Genomic DNA, 18,595 nt, shown 5'->3' on the forward strand with positions numbered 1-18,595 from the left:
TTTTACTTTTCTGTATTACGCGATTTCAGCTCCGCATTTATTTGTCCTAATCTCATAAAACTGGGGAGAAGAGAAAGCATGGCAACCGGAATTACAAAGATAATCATGTAGTTCCTGCTCTTCAATACAAGATAGAACAGGATCAGGCAGGCTACCAACATAACGATGCCCAGTCCAAAAGCTACCCCGGTAAGTGTTTTCTTTTGCTTAAGAAGCTCCTCTGTGGTTAAGTCAGTTACAACATTGCTCGCCTTTTTAGCCATTGTCTCATTTTTAGTTCGTGTTGTTAGTTAATGCTGCTTAAAGCCTGCTCAATATCGTAAATCACATCGTCCGGGTGTTCCAAACCCACTGAAATACGAATCAGACCAGGTGTAATGCCCACTTTAGAACGTTCTTCTTCACTTAATTTAGAATGGGTGGTGCTTGCCGGATGAGAAGCGATGCTACGCGAATCACCCAGGTTAGGCGTAAGTGATAATAATTGCAGTGCGTCCATAAATTTGCGGCCTGCCTCAACGCCCCCTTTTATTTCAAAACAAACAATACCGCCGCCAGCGCTCATTTGCTTTTTAGCTATTTCATGTTGAGGATGAGAAGGAAGAAAAGGATACTTCACCCATTCCAGTTGAGCATTCTTTTGCAGCTTCTCAGCAACCTTCAACGCATTGGCAGAATGACGGGTAATACGTACGTCTAATGTTTCAAGACTTTTGGTTAGTACCCAGGCATTAAAAGCGGAAAGAGTAGGACCCGAATTACGGCAAAACAGGTACACTTCGTTGATTAGTTCTTTTTTGCCGGCAATAACGCCACCTAAAACACGTCCCTGCCCATCAATCCATTTGGTGGCAGAATGAATCACCAGGTCAGCACCAAAATCAGCGGGGGTCTGCAAGAATGGAGTGGCAAAACAATTATCTACATTAAATATAAGGTTATGTTTCTTTGCTAATCGGCCTGCTTTTTCCAGGTCGATCAGCTCTAATTGCGGATTGGTGGGTGTTTCGAGGTAAAGCATTTTAGTATTCGGCTTTACCGAAGCTTCCCAGTTATCAATATCAGCTGCATCAACTAACGTAAATTCAATACCGAATTTCCCCAGAAACTTCGTAACAACGGTATTAGTACCGCCGAACATCGAACGGCAACACAGCAGGTGATCGCCTGTCTTCAAAAGCGCCATAAAGGAATTAAATACGGCTGCCATACCGCTCGCAACCGCAAAACCTGCTTCACACTTCTCTAACAACGCAATTTTATGCGCAAATTCATCCACGGTGGGATTGCTGTAGCGACTGTAAATATTATCGTCAGACTCATCTGCAAACGCAGCACGCATCGACTCAGCGTTTTCGAAAGTAAAGCTACTGGTCAAAAACAGGGGGGTAGAATGCTCCATTTGCTGAGTGCGTTCTGTTTGGGTTCTTACTGCAATGGTCGAGGGGTGGAGTGGTCGTTTGTTGCTCAACGTTTATTCTTTTAATTTCGGGTCTTTGATTGTTTTGCTATTCGAAACAAGTATCTATCAACTCGGTTGTTTAATAATTACCTGTGTTTTGATTTCGGCACCCGCTTTAACAAGGGTAATGGCTACCGAGCAATATTTGGTGATGGAGATCTCAACGGCACGTTTTGCTTTATCTTCATCTACATTACCAGTGATTTCAAAAATCATTTCAATATTTTTCCATAAAGACGGCTCCACATTGGGTTCACGTTCTCCGTTAACGGTTACCTCATAGTCAATAACTTCCTGGCGCTGTTTTTTCAAAATGCTGATCACATCAATACTGGAGCAGGCTGCCAATGCGTTCAGTAAAAGCTGCATAGGGCGTGCACCATATTCAAGACCGCCCATATTGGGGTTGGTATCGGTTTTCACTACTGTTCCATTCTCATTAATGGTATCAAAACCATATTCTCCACTTACCCTTTTCAATTTTACTGTATTCATCATTATAAGATTATTATTTAAAGGTTCTACTATGATCTATAAATTGATCCTTTTGCGCGTGCAAAAGTATTTCAATTAAGGCAGCTTTCCAACTAAGCAATAACCAAATTATCTATCAGCCTTACCGGTCCCAAAAATGCTGCAATCAGGGCTACCAGTGGCTTCTGTCCATCCCAATCATCCACGGGCTCCAAAGTGTATGCATCCGCTATACCTACATAATCTGTTATAAATCGCCTTTCATTTAATTTCAAAGTAGCAGCTTCTTTAATCCCCGCCATCGGTCCCGCTTTAAGCGCTCCTTTTAAGAACAATAATGTCTGGTAAATTGTTGGGGCCAGCTGTTTCTCCTCTTCGGATAGCCGGGCGTTGCGACTGCTCATCGCCAGTCCGTTTGTTTCGCGCATAGTTGGAACGATCGTCATTTCTATGGAGCCGAATGCAGGTGTTGTATCAATCAGCCTTTTGATTACCATACATTGCTGGTAATCTTTCTGGCCAAAAAACACAGCTTGAGGCTGCACGATTGAAAACAGCTTATCCACCACCTGGCAAACACCCTGGAAATGACCCGGGCGGAATGCACCTTCAAACAGGTTTTCAAGGGCTTTCAAATCATAAATTCTTGTTATTTCTCCATTTGGATACATTTCTTCAACCTCCGGATAAAATAGTACATCGCAACCTGCGTTCACCAATAGAGTTATATCTTTCTCAATCGTACGGGGATATTTTTCCAGATCCTTTTTATCATTGAACTGGGTAGGATTTACAAAAATACTTACTACACCCATATCGCAAGCGGTCTTACAGGTTTCCAGCAGGCTCAGGTGGCCCTTGTGTAACGCGCCCATCGTGGGCACAAACCCAACAGATAAACCTTTATCTTTTTGAATCTGCAAATAAGACTGAATGTCCGAAATCTTCTTAAATATTCTCATCTCTTTGTAATCATTTTTAACTGTTTAGAACGTGACCAAACGGTAAAACCGCTGGTTTTTCACAATGAATTTCCAACTATCGTTCATTAGTACAATCCATAATATAGGGCAGTTTGCCTATAAATATGTAACTTTGCAAACTTTAAAAATTGCTAAAGCATGTCAACAAAGAAAAGAATTTTATTTATTGCCAATGAAATGTCTCCCTATTTAGAGTTGACTGAATTTTCTGAAATTGTTAATAAACTGGCCATAAAAGCCAATGACAATGGTTTTGAGGTGCGTTGCATTATGCCGCGGTTTGGAGTTATTAACGAACGCAGACACAGGCTTCACGAGGTAGTTAGGCTTTCTGGTATCAATGTAACTGTTGATAACGACGACATGCCGTTACAAATCAAAGTGGCATCTCTGCCCAGCGCACGTCTTCAGGTTTATTTTTTGGAGAATGAGGAGTTGTTTAAAAGGAAAACCCTGTTTCATGATGACGAGGAAAAATGGTTTGCTGATAACGACCTGAGAACCGTTTTCTATTGTAAGGGAGCTCTCGAAACCGTGAAAAAATTTGGCTGGAGCCCTGATGTGATCCATTGCAGTGGCTGGATGACAGGGTTAATTCCGGCTTATCTGAAAACGATTTATAAAAAAGAACCCGTTTTCGCACATAGCAAAATCGTATACACTATTGGTGAGAACACTTTTAAAGAGAAGCTGGGCAAAGGATTTATACCCAAAGCGCTTATTCACCCTTCCCTGAAAGAAAAAGACCTGGAACCCTACAAAGACGGAACCAATGTAGCGCTGATGAGGGGAGGTGCTACTTACGCAGATGCTATTACTTTTGGTGCACCCAATGTGGATAAGAAATTATTGGCTGAGTTTACCAAAGTACGCGGTAAAAAAACGCTCCAGTTTAAAGAAGATTCTGATTTAACAGACTATTTACAACTGTATAACGATCTTGCGGAATAATTTTCAAAACTTACCGTATCAATTTTTCAAAAATATCTGTGTGAATAAATACATTGCATCAGCGCTGGGCATATGCACGTTGGCTATCGTTTTACTGGTTTCCTGTAACAAAATCAATCAGGCAACCGATATGGGACAGGATTTGATTCCCCCCGTTGATAATATCCATACGTTTGATACGACACTGGAGGTAGAAACGTATAATATGCTATCCGCTTTCGCTGATGATTCAGCCCGGAGTATAGCTTCTGATGATCAATATCTGGGTTTAATGACCGATCCCATCTTCGGGAAAACAGACGCCCGTATGTTCTTCCAGTTAGTACCTACAAGTGGAAAAACAAATTTGATTAACGTTCCGGGAAAAAGATATATTGACTCAGTAGTATTGCAGGTAGCTTATTTGGGCACTTATGGAGATACAACAACACCTCAGACAATCACTGTATCGGAACTTTCTACAGCTAATAACTTCAAGGCTAGCGGCAGTAATCGTGATTCTGCCTATTCGATAAGGGACAACAATTTTATCACTACCGATATATTGGGGTCCAGGCAAATTATACCACGATCTTTAAAGGACTCCAGTATCGACATCCGTGCAAAGGATACAGTACCCATTGGTAATACACTTCGTATAAAGCTGAACAATAGTTTTGGCCAGCGCCTGCTCGATTATGATACTACGGGTGTGAACGACGCCTACTCTACCGATTCAATATTTTTAACCAAGGTGGGTGGCCTTGCATTAACGTCGACCGGGGGTGGTAATGCTATTATGGGCTTTGATATAATCGATAATAGCAAAACAAGACTTATTGTATACTATCGCCACGATAATACCACTACAGCGGGTGATATAGATACCGCTGTGGCTTCCTACACTTTCGAGGGCAAGGTAGCATCTGCCAATTATATTGGCAGAGATCATAATGGCACCCAGCTTCAGGCTACTTCCGGTGACAATGTACCCGACGCTTTCGCTTATATTCAAAATAGCCCGGGTGCTTACACAAAAGTGAAAATACCAGGCCTTGCGGGAATGACCAACTGTGTCATCCACCTGGCGCAGTTACAAATGGAACAGGTATATGATCCGATGGATACACTTTTCAATGCGCCGCGACTTATGTTTCTCGATATGTTGGACGCAACCAGCAATAAATATAAAACGATACCTTATGCTATTGACAATAGTTCGTTTCAGGCGGCTAATGACCTGGCCACTGTTCTTAGCATCACACCTGCGGGTTACATATCATTCGGATCCTGGTATACTTTTAAGAAGGATCTTTCAAGCAATACCATAAAGGAATGGAAATTTAATTTAACACGTTATGCACAATATGTGGTGAAAGGAATGACGCCGGTATCTGATTTACGTCTGCATGCCAACTATTATACAGTTATCAACAACGGTAACGTCAATAGTAATGGCACAAGAGTCATCGTTCAAATAGCTTCCGGACCCGCTGCCGGCCGCGTACGCCTCGGGGGCGGTAATCACCCCACACAAAAAATGAAGCTGAGAATTGTTTACTCCAAAATCTAATACAACATTATAAATTTTATTAAAACGGGTGCGGATACTATATTTGCACCCTATTTATTTTATAGACTATAAACTCATTATTTCACAATGCCTTACTTATTTACTTCCGAGAGTGTTTCTGAAGGACACCCAGATAAAGTGGCGGACCAGATTTCTGACGCGCTGATTGACAATTTTCTTGCTTTTGATCCACAATCTAAGGTTGCCTGCGAAACACTGGTTACTACCGGTCAGGTAGTATTGGCCGGAGAAGTAAAGTCCAAAGCCTATTTGGATGTACAGGACATTGCCCGCAAAGTGATCAGCAAAATTGGTTACACCAAGAGCGAATATATGTTTGAAGCCAATTCGTGTGGTGTACTTTCAGCTATCCACGAGCAATCTTCTGATATTAACCAGGGTGTGGATCGTAAGAAGAAAGAAGAGCAGGGAGCGGGTGACCAGGGTATGATGTTTGGTTATGCTACCAACGAAACGGCTAATTATATGCCTTTAGCGTTAGACCTGGCTCATACTTTACTGATCGAATTAGCTGAGTTAAGAAGAGAGAACAAGCAAATCAAATACCTGCGCCCGGATTCCAAAAGCCAGGTTACTTTGGAATATGATGACAATAACAAACCAGTGAGAATTGATGCTATTGTTATCTCTACACAGCATGACGACTTTGATAAAGAAGAAAAAATGCTGGCAGCCATTGGCAACGATATTAAAAAGATCCTGATCCCACGCGTGATCAAAAAATATCCTCAGTATAAACATCTTTTTAACAATAAGATCAAATACCATATTAACCCGACTGGTAAGTTTGTTATAGGTGGACCACACGGTGATACCGGTTTAACAGGCCGTAAGATCATCGTAGATACCTACGGCGGTAAAGGCGCGCACGGTGGCGGTGCCTTCAGCGGTAAAGATCCCAGCAAGGTAGATAGAAGTGCTGCATACGCAACCCGACATATTGCAAAAAACCTGGTAGCTGCAGGCCTTGCGGATGAGGTATTAGTGCAGGTTTCTTATGCGATCGGTGTGGCCCAGCCAACCAGCATAAATGTAAATACCTACGGAACAGCGAAAGTTGATTTGACGGATGGAGAGATCAGCAAGATAGTTGAGGGCATTTTCGATATGCGTCCTTACTTCATTGAGCAAAGGTTGAAACTGCGTAACCCTATTTACAGCGAAACTGCTGCTTATGGTCATATGGGACGTGAAGCTAAGACAGTAGAAAAGGTATTTATTTCTCCTGATGGTAAGAAAGTTGCTAAAAAAGTAGAACTGTTTACCTGGGAAAAGCTAGACCATGTTGCAAAAGTTAAAAAAGCATTTAAGCTTAAATAAACAATGCTTAATTTATAGAGAGAGCCGCTTCTGAGTGAAGCGGCTCTTTTTTTAACAGGTTACGTTTTCAACCCTGACTTGTCTGCAGCGAACTTAAAACCCGGCCGGGTTTATTGTGTTACCAGGTAAAAATGACTTAGGCCGACTCGCTAAAACCGCTCGTCAAATAGTGCATAAACTGGTGAAAAATCATGACATATTCGGTAAATTTCAGGTATAAAAAGATTAAATTTGCCTGCATTGTAAATGCCATTTTACTTTAAATTTTAAGAACAGAAATAATTAGATGGAAGAGAATCTGGAGCCACAAGGAACACAGGATAATAACCGAATTATTCCCGTAAATATAGAAGAGCAGATGAAAACGGCCTATATCGATTACTCGATGAGCGTAATCGTAGGTCGTGCACTCCCGGATGTAAGAGATGGGTTAAAGCCCGTACATCGCCGGATATTATATGCGATGAATGAATTAGGGTTGAATGCCAACAAACCTTATAAGAAATCTGCCCGTGTGGTAGGGGAGGTATTGGGTAAATATCACCCGCACGGTGATAGTTCGGTATACGATGCCATGGTTCGTATGGCCCAGGAATGGAGCATGCGGTACAGAATGGTTGATGGACAGGGTAACTTTGGTAACCAGGATGGAGACGGACCGGCGGCTATGCGTTATACCGAGGTGAGACTACAGAAGCTGGCAGAACATATGCTGGATGATATTGAAAAAGACACGGTGGATTTTCAACTGAACTTCGACGATTCGGAAAAAGAACCTACCATCCTGCCAACACGTATACCGCAGTTACTGGTAAATGGTTCAAGTGGTATCGCAGTAGGTATGGCTACCAGCATTATGCCGCATAACCTGAGCGAGGTCATTGATGGCTGCGTTGCCTATATCGAAAATAATGATATTACGATCGACGAGCTGATGCAGCATGTAAAAGCTCCCGATTTCCCTACCGGTGGTATCATTTACGGTATGGAAGGTATTAAAGCCGGCATGCACACGGGTAGAGGCAGGGTGGTAGTACGCGGGCGTGTGCAGGTAGACACCAAACCCAGCGGACGCGAGCAGATAGTGATCACTGAGGTACCTTACCAGGTCAACCGCGATGCGTTAACTAACCGCATTGGTGAGCTGGTGAACAACAAGATCATCGAAGGTATTGTACACGTTAATAACGAATCGAACAAAGATGGTACCCGTGTCGTATTGGATCTGAAGCGTGATGCTATAGCTAACGTGGTGATCAACCAACTGTATAAGCACACCGATCTGCAAACTTCTTTTGGTATCAACAACGTAGCTATTGTTAAAGGTCGCCCCAGAGTATTGAGTGTAAAAGATATGATTTCTGAATTCGTAGAGTTCAGGCATGAGGTGGTAGTGCGTCGTACAAAATTCGAATTAAAAGAAGCTGAAAAAAGAGCTCATATTTTACAGGGATACTTAATTGCATTGGATCACCTGGACGAAGTGATTCGCCTGATCAGGAGCTCTGCAACACCTGATATCGCCAAAGAAAACCTGATCAACGCCGGCTGGGGATTAGACGAAATACAAGCCAAAGCCATACTGGAACTGCGTTTGCAGCGTTTAACCGGAATGGAGCGTGAGAAGATCAAAGAAGAGTACGAGGAGCTGATGAAGCTGATCGCTCACTTAAAAGATATTCTTTCTAATGAAACCTTACGCTTTGATATTATTAAAACCGAATTACTGGAGATCAAGCAAAAATTCGGAGACGAGCGTAATACAGAGATCACTTACCTGAATGATGAAGTAAGTATCAAAGACCTGATCAAGGAGGAAGATGTAGTTATTACTATTTCTCACTTAGGTTATATTAAACGTACCTCGGCAGATGAGTTCCGCGCACAAAAACGTGGCGGACGCGGCGTACGCGGCGGTAAAACCAGGGATGAAGATTATATTGAGCACCTGTTTGTAGCCTCTACACACCATACCCTGTTATTTTTTACAGAAAAAGGAAGATGCTATTGGTTGAACGTGTATGAGATTCCTGAAGGAGAAAAAACAGGTAAAGGACGTGCGATACAAAACCTGATGCAATTGCCGCCTGATGATAAGATCCGTGCGATCATTGATATCAAAGATCTGAAGGATGAAGAATTTGTAAAAGCGCATAATATACTCCTTTGTACTAAGAAGGGTATTATCAAAAAAACAAGCTTAAGCGACTTTAGCCGCCCGAGGCAGACCGGTGTAAACGCTATTACAATTGTTGAAGGCGATCAGTTGTTAGAAGCTAAACTAACAGACGGTACGTCGGAAATCATGCTGGCTGTGAAAAGTGGCCGTGCTATCCGCTTCTCCGAAGAAAAAGTGAGGGCAACCGGCCGTGGTGCTATTGGGGTTGGTGGTATTGAGGTAGATGATGAAAATGACGAGGTAATAGGCATGATTTGTGTATCAACAAACGCTGAAATTACGCCGGGTGTACTGGTTGTGAGTGAAAAAGGTTTTGGTAAAAGAACAGCGGTTGACGAGTACAGATTTACGAATCGTGGTGGTAAAGGTGTAAAAACCATTAACATAACGGATAAAACCGGTAATTTAGTCGGACTTTTAGATGTGTTTGAGAATGAGGACCTGTTAATAACCTGCAAAAGCGGTATTACTATAAGGATGCCGGTAAGTGGTATTAGTGAATTAGGCAGGGCAGCACAAGGTGTAAAACTGATCCGTATTGATGAAGGAGATGAGATAGCCGCTATCACCAAGGTTGACGAACAGGAAGAGGAGGAGATCGAAGAAACAGAAAATACGGAAGCCGGAACGCAGATTGAGGGTGCGACGGAGTCTCAGGACAATGCAACTTCTTCCGGAGATCAGCAATCTGATGATAATAACAATGAGGGTACAGAAGAATCAACCGAAGAAAATTAGCGTTTAAAAAATAGTAAAAATATATACGAATGAAAAAAGTTATTTTCCTGGCAACGATTGTTGCTTGTTCAACAACAGGAGCTTTTGCGCAGAAGTATGATGATATCAAAGGGCTTTTGGCACTGGGGCAAATCGCGAAGGCAAAAGAGTCTTACGACAAAAACTCTACTAATGAAAAATTCTTTACAAAGCCTGAAGGGTATATACTGAAAGCAGCGCTGTATTCGAGCCTGGCGCTGGACAGCAGTAAAGCTGCGGAAGCAGACAAAAACAGATCAGAAGCGGATGCAGCTCTGGCTAAGTATAAAGAAATGGAACCAGATATGAAATTAATGGAGGACCCTACTTACAAAAACACTCCTTATAATTTATATGCTGCTTATTTTAATGCCGGTATAGCCGATATCAACAATAAGGCTTATGAGCCAGCCTACGATAAGTTCAAAAAAACGGTTGACTATTCGGAACTTCTGATCGCTAAAAAGATCATGAACAAGCAAATGGATACTGCAGCGATCTATTACGCGGGTTTATTGGCAGAAAACACCAAGCATGCGGATGAGGCACAAAAGTATTATGCCCGCATTGCTGATGCTAAAATAAAGGAATATAATGAAGCATCTTACGAAAGTGTATACCAGGGCCTGGTTCGTTATTATGCAGGTAAAAGCGACAATGCAAATTTCGAAAAATACAAAGCCATCGGAAAAGAATTGTTTCCTCAAAGCGAATTTTTCACGTACTCAATGCTTGATTTTGCAGTAGGTGGAAGCTCTAATTTTAATGAAAGATTGGCAAGCCTGGAAAAGCATGTTGCCTCAAATCCTGAAGATTATAAAGCAAATATCACCCTGGCCGAAATCATTTATGATACATTAGATTCGAGAAAGGCTAATGCGGTACTTCCTGGTAATGCAGAAGAGCTGGAAGGCAAAATGCTGGCAGCTTTGAACAAAGCATCCAGCCTGAAACCTGAAGAAATGCAGCCTTATTTATTATTGGGTGATCACTATTTGTTAAAATCAGAAAAGTTCAGAGATGCCATGGTTACTGCTGAAACCAATGTGACCAAAAAAGGAGCAAAAGCAACAGCGGACGATAAGGCCCAGTTAGCAGAAGCTAAAAAAACCTACGGTGCTAATTACGAATTGGCAAAGAACAACTACGAAAAAGCAGCTGAGCTATTTGCAAAAATGCAGAACCTTGATGCAGGTCAAAAACGTAGCTACCGTGCTATTGCAGGCAACCTGGCTGAATATTATTCTTATAAAATCGAAGACTCAAAAGGTGCTGACAGAGACAAATACATTGCATTGGAAAAGAAATGGGATGATATCTTTAGTAAATTAAGATAGATCACCATCTTAAATAGATCAACCGCTCCGATTTGGGGCGGTTTTTTTATACTGTAACCCGAGAGAAAGCACTACTAACTACTATGTAACCCGATTGCAAACGATGACTTTATTTGCTTCTTATAATTTATGAAATATAAAAGAAAATATTTTATGAAACCGATTACAATTTATTTCCTAATATTGTGTTTCTTTTACACTGACGATTAAAGCTTGAACCACATTATTTAAAAGACAACAACAAATCAATATTCAATTATGAGCGTATTATTAGGCGATCAGGAGTACTTTAAAAGTATTCCCCAGATACAATATGAGGGTCCGGAAAGTGATAACCCATTAGCTTTTCGCTGGTATGATGCCAACAGGGTAGTGGCGGGAAAAACATTAAAAGAGCATTTTCGTTTTGCCTGTGCCTACTGGCATTCGTTCTGCAATGATGGTAACGATCCTTTTGGCCCGGGAACCCATGTGTTTGGATGGAACAGCAAAGCTGATGCGGTAGCAAGAGCCAAAGACAAGATGGATGCTGCTTTTGAGTTTATCACTAAAATGAACCTGCCGTTTTATTGTTTTCATGATATAGACCTGGTGGATTATGGAACGGATGTAAACGAGAATGATAAAAGATTACAGGCAGTAGTAGATTATGCCAAACAGAAGCAGGCCGATAGTGGTGTAAAATTATTATGGGGTACTGCCAACGTATTCTCTAATCCGCGTTATATGAACGGGGCTTCTACCAATCCTGATTTTCAGGTTTTGTCGCATGCAGCTGCCCAGGTAAAAGCGGCTATTGACGCCACTATAGAACTGGGTGGGGACGGTTATGTTTTCTGGGGTGGAAGAGAAGGCTATATGACCTTGCTCAATACCGATATGAAAAGGGAGAAGGAGCATTTTGCGCGTTTCCTGCATACAGCCAAAGATTATGCACGTAAAAATGGTTTTAAAGGAACTTTCCTGATCGAGCCGAAACCCATGGAGCCTACCAAGCACCAGTACGATTATGATTGCGAAACCGTAATCGGCTTCTTGCGCCAGTGGGACTTATTAGGCGATTTTAAGATCAATATAGAAGTAAATCATGCCACCCTTGCAGGACATACCTTCCAGCACGAACTGCAGGTGTCAGCTGATGCAGGTGTATTGGGATCTTTGGATGCCAACCGGGGGGATTACCAGAATGGCTGGGATACCGATCAGTTTCCCAACAATTTAAATGAATTAACGGAAGCGATGTTGATCTTCCTGGAAGCAGGCGGTTTGCAGGGTGGCGGAATTAATTTTGATGCGAAGATCCGTCGCGCGTCAACGGATCCTGCCGATTTGTTCTATGCGCATATTGGCGGTATGGATACATTTGCCAGGGCCTTGATCACGGCCGATAAGATCCTGTCCAATTCTGATTACCGTAAATTAAAGCAGGAGCGTTATGCTTCCTTTGATGGGGGTAAAGGAAAGGCTTTCGAGCAGGGTCAATTAACATTAGAAGATCTTCGTGCTTACGCTATTGAAACGGGTGAGCCTGCTGTAACAAGTGGCAAACAGGAGTACCTAGAGAATATTATTAACCGGTTTATATAGTTTAGAGATCATATTTCATTGTCGATGGTTCATGGCTTATAGGCTATGGACCATTCACATAAAATCAGAATAATGTTATTATTAGGCATCGATGTAGGTACTTCATCCATTAAAGTATCGGTAGTAGACGGCGCAACACAACAAACCATCGCAGCGGCGCAGTATCCGGAATCAGAGCGGGATATTATTTCTCTTCAATCCGGCTGGGCAGAGCAGTCTCCCGAACAATGGTGGAGCGATGTAAAGGAAGCTATCAAAAAAGTCAATCAATCGGGGAAATTTTATACAAAGGATATTGGAGCTATTGGCATTTCCTATCAGATGCATGGGCTGGTGCTATTAGATAAGGCCGGTAATGTGCTACGTAATAGTATTATCTGGTGCGACAGCCGGGCCGTACCTTATGGTGAAAAAGCCTTCCAGGAAATGGGAGAGGAGTACTGCCTCGGAAGACTTTTAAATTCTCCCGGTAATTTTACTGCTGCTAAACTAGCCTGGGTAAAAGAACAGGAGCCGGAACTATTTGAGCAGATCGATAAGATCATGCTTCCCGGTGATTTTATTGCACAACGGTTTACCGGGCAAATAACCACTACACCATCAGCACTATCTGAAGGTATCTTTTGGGATTTTTTGGAGAACCAGGTATCGCAAAAGTTGATGCAGCAGTTTGGTTTTAGTAGTGGTATTGTTCCCAACCTGCAACCGGTATTCTCCGATCATGGTCGTTTGACTAAAGAAACAGCTGATGAACTTTCATTAAAAGAAGGTATACCCGTTACCTATAAAGCAGGCGATCAGCCCAACAATGCGCTTTCCCTAAACGTATTCGAACCGGGAGATGTTGCGGCCACTGCAGGCACATCTGGTGTAATATATGGTGTAAGTGATGAGCTTACTTACGATCTGCAAAGCCGGGTGAATGGATTTGCTCATGTTAATCACCAACCTGATTTAACCCGTGTTGGTATTTTGCTCTGCATTAATGGTACCGGCATTCTGAATCGCTGGATCCGGAATCTTTCTGGAAATGTTTCCTATGCGCAGCTTAATGAAATGGCGGCCACGGTAAGGCCGGGCAGTGATGGATTAACTATTCTGCCTTTTGGTAACGGCGCCGAGCGTATGCTCAATAATAAAATAGTAGATGCCCATCTGCAAAATATCGACCTTAACAAACATACCACAGCCCACCTGGTGAGAGCCGCACAGGAAGGTATCGCTTTCGCATTCCGTTACGGGCTCGACATCATGCGTAGCAATGGCATGCAGCCTGCCGTGATAAAAGCGGGAAAAGCCAACATGTTTTTAAGCCCGGTATTTACCGAGGCTTTCGTAAACGCTACCCATGTACCGGTTGAATTGTATGACTGTGACGGCAGTGTGGGTGCCGCTTTGGGAGCAGGGATAGGGGCCGGGTATTACCGGCAGCCGGCAGACGCATTCCGGAAACGTCAACCCCTAAGCGTAGTAGAACCAACACAGGCTGCTTTGTATGATGAATTGTACGGAGCCTGGAAAGCAGAGCTGGAACAGAAATTAAATTCGGACTCGTTAATTTTACAGGAAGCTTAACGATACGCAATACGTATAGTATGGGTGCAACCGGAGAATTGATGACCCGATTTCCAAAGACTTTCATCTAAGAAGCCAAAAGATTTTGATAGAGTTTGTTTACCGGCATCTCTTTTTACCTACTTTTACGCACCTAATTTTATTTCCGTATGAAGAAGGGAAAAGAAGTAACGATATATGATATTGCCAGCGAGCTAAAAATATCTGTAGCTACTGTTAGCCGCGCTTTGAAGGATGATCCGGTAGTAAGCAAGAAAACCAAGAAGAAGATCTTCGAGCTGGCCGAAAAAATGGGGTATCGTACCAATCATTTTGCCCGCAGTCTTCGTACGCAGGAAACCAATACCATTGGGTTTATGATCCATGAGCTCAATAGTAATTTCGCTAATTCGGTATTATTGGGCGTAGAAAAAGTAACCACCGAAGCCGGCTATGACCTGATTATTGCCCACTCATCTGAGAGCTACGACAAAGAAGTGGCCAATGCCCGCAATCTTTTTAATAAACGGGTGGATGGGCTGATTGCCTCTTTATCTTTCGATACCAAACAATACGATCATTTCAAACAGTTTAAGGATAAAGGTGTACCGGTTATATTTTTCGACCGGGTTGAAAAAGGCAATGATAATACGGTAGTGGTGATCGATAACTATAAGGCGGGGTATGATGCTACCCAACATTTAATAGATCAGGGGTGCAGGAGAGTGGCGCATATTACATCCAACCTTAACCGTAATGTATACGCAGAGCGTTACCGGGGTTATAAAGATGCCCTGGCTGACAATGGTCTTGACCGGGACGAAAATCTCGTGTTAGTAGATAATCTAAGCGAAAAAGCTGGTATCGATTCGGCTCACAAGCTACTTAAGCAAAAGCGTAAGTTTGACGGGGCTTTTATCACCAACGATTTTGTGGCTGCCGCTTTTATTAAAACCCTGAAGGAAAACGGTATCAAAGTGCCGGAAGATGTAGCAGTAGTTGGTTTTAATAATGATGCTATCGCACATTTGATCGAGCCTTCTCTCACTACTATTAATTATCCCGGTATAGAAATGGGAGAGATCGCCGCCCGTACATTGATCAATCATATCAAAGGCGTCAGCAATTTACAACAGCTCAATACTTTGATCATTAATTCAGACCTGATCGTACGCGAATCATCGCAAAAGAAAAAGAAGGGCAAAGTATAAAGTACAAAACCATTAAGGAGTTAAGGTTAGTTAAGATTCATAATAATACCTCTTAATGTCCCTCAATACCTAAATGATTTAAGAAATGGAAACCAGTAAGGAGTTAAGATTAGTTAAGTTAGATGATAGGCGATAAATCAAGCTCTTAATGTGCCTTAATCACTTAATGGTTTAAAATAAAAACATTAAGGAGTTAAGAATAGTTAAGATTATAATGTTCGCTCTTGATGTGCCTTAATTCCTTAATGGTTTAAAACAATAACCACTCAATCATCCAGTAGCCGAAAATACTCATTTACCAGAGGCTTCATTGAGCGGGTAATATTATCGGTAAAGAAATTAATCAGTAATCCCTGAGGCTTCTGTAATAATTTCATATAGGTTAATAGTTGCGCCTCGTATACGGGATGCCACTGTTCAACCGCCTTTAATTCTACGACAACCGTATCATTCACAAGCAGATCCAACCGGAGCTCGGTATCCAGGATCATATTACCATAAGCAACGGGTACCATCACCTGGTGTATCACATCAAAGCCCTGCCTCCGGAGCTCGTATCGCAGGCATTGCTGGTAAACGCTTTCCAATAATCCGGGGCCTAATTCTTTATGTACCTGGATGGCGCAGCCGGTAATAGTATACGATAGTTGGGTTACTTCATGTTTCGTCATGGTGTTAGCTTGTAGGGTGATTCATTCGCTTGCCCTACAAATATCCCGATTTTTTAATTAAAGACTACCCGGTTGCTTTAGCCTGATTCTTCTCCCAAAACCAATAGATCGCCATTAAGTAAAAAGCATGTAACAACTGTGCTTCAATAGCGCTCCAGTTTTCAATAGAGCAGCTACCCAAAATAAGCAGGCTCATCAATGCTATAGATGCAAATAAGGTCAGTCTGATTTGAAAGCCTACCAGCAATGCCAGCCCCAGTGAGGCTTCTGCTATCGGTAAGAAATAACTGAAAGCACAATAAGGGCGGGAGGGATCGCCGATTTATCCATGGTGGTCACCATCCAGCTGCTAAAGCCGGCAAGCTTAGGCAGACGTACTAAACCGTGACCTAATAAAGAGATAGCTACCGGTAAACGCAGAAAGAAAAAAGCAGTTTTAAAATGATTCATATCGGTATTGAATTTAGAGGACAAATTAAATGGCTGTTTGATCAGGGGAGTGGTCCCTTGCTCACTTCCTTCCCATTCTTATACACTGCAAAGATCTCCCTGGTATTTTTTATGTCTTTGGATGGGTCGCTGTTTAATATGACCAGGTCCGCCACTTTAGCCGGCTCCAGCGTGCCATATTGTTGCTGAATCTTTAATGCCGTTGCCGCATTTTTCGTAGCCACGGTAATAGCTTCTAATGGTGTCAAACCGGCTTCTGTCATTAATTGCAGTTCCAGGTGTTCAGAGAAACCCTGTGCGCGTACCGGCGTAGCGCCACTATCTGTGCCCATAGCTATTAATACACCGGCTTTAAATAATTGTAACAGGTTTTGTTTCGCTGTTTCAAAAGCTTTCATGTTCGAAGCGTAGTTAGGCGCATTCTTCAAATCGTTCCGGTATTTTTCGGCAGTGATCATTTCATAAACGCCCGGCTCCAGCGATCTTTTAAAGAATTCATTATTGATCCATTCGGGTTGCTGACCATAGATATAAGCATATTCATCCAGCGACAAGGTCGGAATATAAATCACCTGCTTTGCTTTCATTTGGGTGATCGTTGAATCGTCGATTACATCGCTGCGCACACTATGGGCAATAATATCCACACCGTCGGCCACCAATTGTTTCAGATCGTTCAAATAATATACATGTGCAGCCACAGGCAGGTTCTTTTTATGAGCTTCCTGTATGATCGCTTTATAAATTTCCGGCTGCATTTTGGCCGCGTATTTCCCATTAAAATCATCTACCCAAATCTTTACCATATCCGGTTTTAGTTGCGCCAGGCTATCCACTTGCAAAACCACCTGGGCCGCGGTTGCCGGGCGAAAAACTTTATCCATGGCGAAACCCAGTGGTGGTGCACCATTGGGCGTACCAAAGCCATAACCGGCAGAATGGATTCTTGCGCCGGGGATTTCACCTTTTAATGAACGATCGCGCAAACCCGTTTCAAATAATAACGGACGATCCGTGCCCATGGCCATGATCTGCAGCACGCCATAGCTTTCATATTTTTTCAATTGAGCCAATATATTTCCCTCGGTGTAGTTCTCAGCTTTGGTGGTTGTTCCTTTTAATGTGCCGATATGCGAATGCGCTGAAATAAGCGCCGGCATGATCGTTTTGCCTTCCAGATTAATTACCGTAGCATTCTCATCCGTAATGTCGGAACCAATAGCTGTTATTTTACCGTCTTTGATCAGCAGTTTGGTGTCTTCAACAGGAGTGCCGCCATTGCCATCAATCAGCCTCACCTGTTCTAATAGGAGTACATCGCCGGTTGTATTATTTTTTTGGGGGTTATCGCCACACGAATGTAAAAGCATAACCAGCAGCAATAACCATAAATGAGCAGGAGAATTTTTCATCATTTAATTTATAAATAAACGGATAGATTTCCGGAGAACCCCACATTAATTATACTAAGATAAGGCCAGAGAGTATTTGTTGAAAAAACGCGACTGAGGTTTAAAATCTTTCCGATCATACCGGTCGAGAAAAATTGCATCAGCCGGCAAATAGTAACGCGTAACTATGTCTCTATATGTTTAAAATTAAACTTATTAAGGCAAATAAAAATGAGGCAACAAATGCTACCTCATTTCTGATTACATCAACGGGTGTATGCACCCCAAATATAAATGCCGCTTCAGCACTAGGCACTGCGTCTGCCAAAAATTAAAGACAGTACAAACAACACCAGGAACACAAAGAATAAAACTTTAGCGATACCGGCAGCAGTAGAAGCAATGCCTCCAAAACCAAACACCGCAGCAACAATTGCCACAATTAAAAAGATAATAGACCATCTAAGCATAATCGTAGGATTTAAGGGTTTACAAAAAGGTTTAATCACCTATAGACAAGAACTATTCCAATATTAGCCAGTAACAGGAGGGAAGAAACTCCGATCATATATTCCCGGTTATTTTCGTAACAACATTGATTGGCGCTAGACCTGCTGTTCTATAGTTATTTTCTCAATACTTTAAGAATAATTTTAAATTAATTTTAAAAAAATAAGTATTTCATTAGATATATTT

Annotated in this window: 17 protein-coding genes; 8 read left to right on the forward strand and 9 right to left on the reverse strand. The window is 42.2% G+C overall.

All coding sequences use genetic code 11. The features are described from left to right. Positions 1-2 precede the first annotated feature (2 nt). The 4 genes from U0035_RS02590 to panC all read right to left on the reverse strand — a co-directional run bounded on the left by U0035_RS02590 (position 3) and on the right by panC (position 2,898). The gene (locus U0035_RS02590) at positions 3-263 is read right to left on the reverse strand and encodes a hypothetical protein (RefSeq protein WP_114792617.1); all 261 of its coding nucleotides are present in this window, start codon (positions 261-263) and stop codon (positions 3-5) included. A 23-nt stretch (positions 264-286) separates the two neighbouring features. After that, positions 287-1,471 (reverse strand): trans-sulfuration enzyme family protein, encoded by a 1,185-nt coding sequence (locus tag U0035_RS02595; RefSeq protein WP_114792618.1) that lies wholly within the window; start codon positions 1,469-1,471, stop codon positions 287-289. Between the two features lie 57 nt (positions 1,472-1,528). Continuing rightward, on the reverse strand, positions 1,529-1,960 hold the full coding sequence (locus tag U0035_RS02600) for an OsmC family protein (RefSeq protein WP_245957816.1): 432 nt from the start codon (positions 1,958-1,960) through the stop codon (positions 1,529-1,531). A gap of 89 nt (positions 1,961-2,049) precedes the next feature. Further along, entirely contained in the window at positions 2,050-2,898 is an 849-nt protein-coding gene (panC, locus tag U0035_RS02605) for a pantoate--beta-alanine ligase (protein ID WP_114792619.1), read from the reverse strand. Between the two features lie 159 nt (positions 2,899-3,057). Here panC and U0035_RS02610 point away from each other — a divergent pair, with 159 nt between their 5' ends. The 8 genes from U0035_RS02610 (at position 3,058) to U0035_RS02645 (ending at position 15,387) form a co-directional block, all read left to right on the forward strand. Beyond that, positions 3,058-3,870, forward strand: coding sequence for a glycogen/starch synthase (locus tag U0035_RS02610; RefSeq protein ID WP_114792620.1), 813 nt, complete (start codon positions 3,058-3,060; stop codon positions 3,868-3,870). 40 nt (positions 3,871-3,910) lie between these two features. Beyond that, positions 3,911-5,422 carry a DUF4270 family protein gene (locus U0035_RS02615; protein WP_114792621.1) on the forward strand — a complete coding sequence of 504 codons (1,512 nt, stop codon included), beginning with the start codon at positions 3,911-3,913 and terminating at the stop codon, positions 5,420-5,422. A gap of 87 nt (positions 5,423-5,509) precedes the next feature. After that, a complete protein-coding gene (gene metK, locus U0035_RS02620) occupies positions 5,510-6,763 on the forward strand; it encodes a methionine adenosyltransferase (protein ID WP_114792622.1) in 1,254 nt (417 codons plus the stop codon). Positions 6,764-7,049: 286 nt separating this feature from the next. Next, positions 7,050-9,680 carry a DNA gyrase subunit A gene (gyrA, locus tag U0035_RS02625; protein WP_114792623.1) on the forward strand — a complete coding sequence of 877 codons (2,631 nt, stop codon included), beginning with the start codon at positions 7,050-7,052 and terminating at the stop codon, positions 9,678-9,680. 29 nt (positions 9,681-9,709) lie between these two features. Continuing rightward, on the forward strand, positions 9,710-11,035 hold the full coding sequence (locus U0035_RS02630) for a hypothetical protein (protein ID WP_114792624.1): 1,326 nt from the start codon (positions 9,710-9,712) through the stop codon (positions 11,033-11,035). A gap of 258 nt (positions 11,036-11,293) precedes the next feature. Next, positions 11,294-12,622: a xylose isomerase gene (gene xylA, locus U0035_RS02635; RefSeq protein ID WP_327138721.1), complete on the forward strand. Its 1,329-nt coding sequence runs from the start codon at positions 11,294-11,296 to the stop codon at positions 12,620-12,622. 72 nt (positions 12,623-12,694) lie between these two features. Next, the gene (locus U0035_RS02640) at positions 12,695-14,197 is read left to right on the forward strand and encodes a xylulokinase (RefSeq protein WP_114793100.1); all 1,503 of its coding nucleotides are present in this window, start codon (positions 12,695-12,697) and stop codon (positions 14,195-14,197) included. 149 nt (positions 14,198-14,346) lie between these two features. Beyond that, positions 14,347-15,387, forward strand: coding sequence for a LacI family DNA-binding transcriptional regulator (locus U0035_RS02645; protein WP_114793101.1), 1,041 nt, complete (start codon positions 14,347-14,349; stop codon positions 15,385-15,387). A gap of 266 nt (positions 15,388-15,653) precedes the next feature. On the opposite strand, the gene U0035_RS02650 is transcribed toward U0035_RS02645, so the two are convergent. The 5 genes from U0035_RS02650 to U0035_RS02670 all read right to left on the reverse strand — a co-directional run bounded on the left by U0035_RS02650 (position 15,654) and on the right by U0035_RS02670 (position 18,369). Next, positions 15,654-16,058, reverse strand: a complete 405-nt coding sequence (locus tag U0035_RS02650; RefSeq protein ID WP_114793102.1) for a GxxExxY protein — start codon at positions 16,056-16,058, stop codon at positions 15,654-15,656. Positions 16,059-16,122: 64 nt separating this feature from the next. Continuing rightward, entirely contained in the window at positions 16,123-16,254 is a 132-nt protein-coding gene (locus U0035_RS02655) for a hypothetical protein (RefSeq protein ID WP_262510954.1), read from the reverse strand. A 74-nt stretch (positions 16,255-16,328) separates the two neighbouring features. Next, entirely contained in the window at positions 16,329-16,508 is a 180-nt protein-coding gene (locus U0035_RS02660; protein ID WP_211316555.1) for a hypothetical protein, read from the reverse strand. Positions 16,509-16,549: 41 nt separating this feature from the next. Continuing rightward, entirely contained in the window at positions 16,550-17,923 is a 1,374-nt protein-coding gene (locus U0035_RS02665; protein WP_114793103.1) for an amidohydrolase family protein, read from the reverse strand. Between the two features lie 284 nt (positions 17,924-18,207). Further along, positions 18,208-18,369 (reverse strand): DUF1328 domain-containing protein, encoded by a 162-nt coding sequence (locus U0035_RS02670; protein ID WP_114793104.1) that lies wholly within the window; start codon positions 18,367-18,369, stop codon positions 18,208-18,210. Between the last annotated feature and the right edge of the window lie 226 nt (positions 18,370-18,595).

This window comes from Niabella yanshanensis, from assembly GCF_034424215.1.
GTDB classification, from domain to species: Bacteria; Bacteroidota; Bacteroidia; order Chitinophagales; family Chitinophagaceae; genus Niabella; species Niabella yanshanensis.